Raw genomic sequence first — 1,726 nt, forward strand, 5'->3', positions numbered from 1 at the left:
GTCAGTTACTCGGATGCCCATGATTGCTTTAAGAACGCCCCAAACAATCAAGCTACATACGAATACCCAAACAAAGATCGTTAGTGCACCAACCAGCTGGCCAGCGAATGTAGCGTCAGCGTCTGATAGAAGTACTGCGAAGATACCCCATAGACCTACTACACCGTGTACCGAGATTGCACCAACAGGATCGTCAAGCTTAAGCTTATCAAGTGTTACGATTGAGAATACTACGATAACACCACCGATCGCACCAATGATCGTTGCTAGTAGTGGAGAAGGATCAGCAGGCTCTGCAGTGATCGCAACCAAACCTGCTAGTGCGCCGTTCAATGCCATTGTAAGGTCAGCCTTACCGAATAGAATACGTGCAACGATCAATGCAGCGATCAAACCACCTGCCGCAGCAGCGTTAGTGTTCAAGAATACGCTTGCTACTTCGTTAGCTACTTCGATACCACCCAGTTTAAGAGTAGAACCACCGTTGAAACCGAACCAGCCCATCCACAGTATGAATGTACCTAGCGTTGCTAGAGGAAGGTTCGCACCTGGGATAGCGTTAACCTGACCGTTAGCACCGTACTTGCCTTTACGAGCACCTAGCATGATAACACCAGCCAATGCTGCTGCAGCACCTGCCATGTGAACGATACCTGAACCAGCGTAATCGCTATAGCTACTGAGGTCGTACATACCGAACACAGAGTTACCACCCCAAGTCCAGCCACCTTCCATTGGGTAGATGAAACCCGTCATAACAACTGCGAATGCTAGGAAAGCCCAAAGCTTCATACGCTCAGCAACCGCACCCGATACGATAGACATTGCCGTTGCAACGAATACGACCTGGAAGAAGAAGTCAGAAGCGCCTGAGTAAACAGAGTCACCGCCGAAGCCGTTTTCAGCAGAATCTGCTAGAGCTTGAGCAACGTCTATAGTTGCAACGCTGTCAGTACCTGATAGGAAGAAGCCGCCGCCATACATGAACTCGTAACCACAGATTAGGTACATGGTGCATGATACTGCAAACAGTGCAACGTTCTTGGTTAGGATCTCAGTGGTGTTCTTGGCGCGAACCAAGCCTGCTTCCAGCATGGCAAAACCTGCTGCCATCCACATAACTAATGCGCCGCACACCAAGAAATAAAAGGTGTCCATTGCATACTGCAATTCATAAATGTTGTTCATTACGTTTTCCATAAGGAAATCTCCGTACTGTATTCTAAAAAATTAGTTGCTTAGTGATGAATGAGATTTAAACCGCATCAGTGCCGGTTTCACCGGTACGGATTCGAATAACTTGCTCAAGCGGTGAAATGAAAATTTTACCGTCACCAATTTTGCCGGTATTAGCTGCTTTGCTGATAGCTTCAACAACTTGGTCAACCAAGTCGGAACCAATGGCAACTTCAACTTTAACCTTAGGAAGAAAGTCAACAACGTACTCAGCGCCACGGTATAATTCCGTGTGACCTTTCTGACGGCCGAAACCTTTAACTTCAGTTACGGTAATACCTTGTACGCCAATTTCAGACAATGACTCACGTACATCGTCCAGCTTAAATGGTTTGATTATGGCAGTTACGAGTTTCATGGATATCTCCTGTGCTGTCGCTGCAATATTTACTAGTTAAAAAAATGTGTTTTAGTTCTTGTTTGCTATTCAAAATGAAAAACGAATCTCTCATTCGGAATAACAAATCTGATCGGTATATAGCAGGGGGTG

Annotated in this window: 2 protein-coding genes; both read right to left on the bottom strand. The window is 46.0% G+C overall.

Translation table 11 applies throughout. The features are described 5' to 3' along the window. Nucleotides 1-1,188: ammonium transporter (locus tag A3766_RS20510; protein WP_231882944.1), on the bottom strand; the 1,188-nt coding region annotated here is incomplete at its 3' end. A 67-nt stretch (nucleotides 1,189-1,255) separates the two neighbouring features. After that, nucleotides 1,256-1,594 carry a P-II family nitrogen regulator gene (gene glnK, locus A3766_RS20515; protein WP_068507212.1) on the bottom strand — a complete coding sequence of 113 codons (339 nt, stop codon included), beginning with the start codon at nucleotides 1,592-1,594 and terminating at the stop codon, nucleotides 1,256-1,258. Nucleotides 1,595-1,726: the final 132 nt, after the last annotated feature.

It is taken from the genome of Oleiphilus sp. HI0132, from assembly GCF_001635845.1.

What these genes read in the sequence shown, in the direction of transcription:
- glnK (WP_068507212.1), bottom strand. Translation starts at nt 1,594, where the DNA reads ATGAAACTCGTAACTGCCATAATCAAACCATTTAAGCTGGACGATGTA.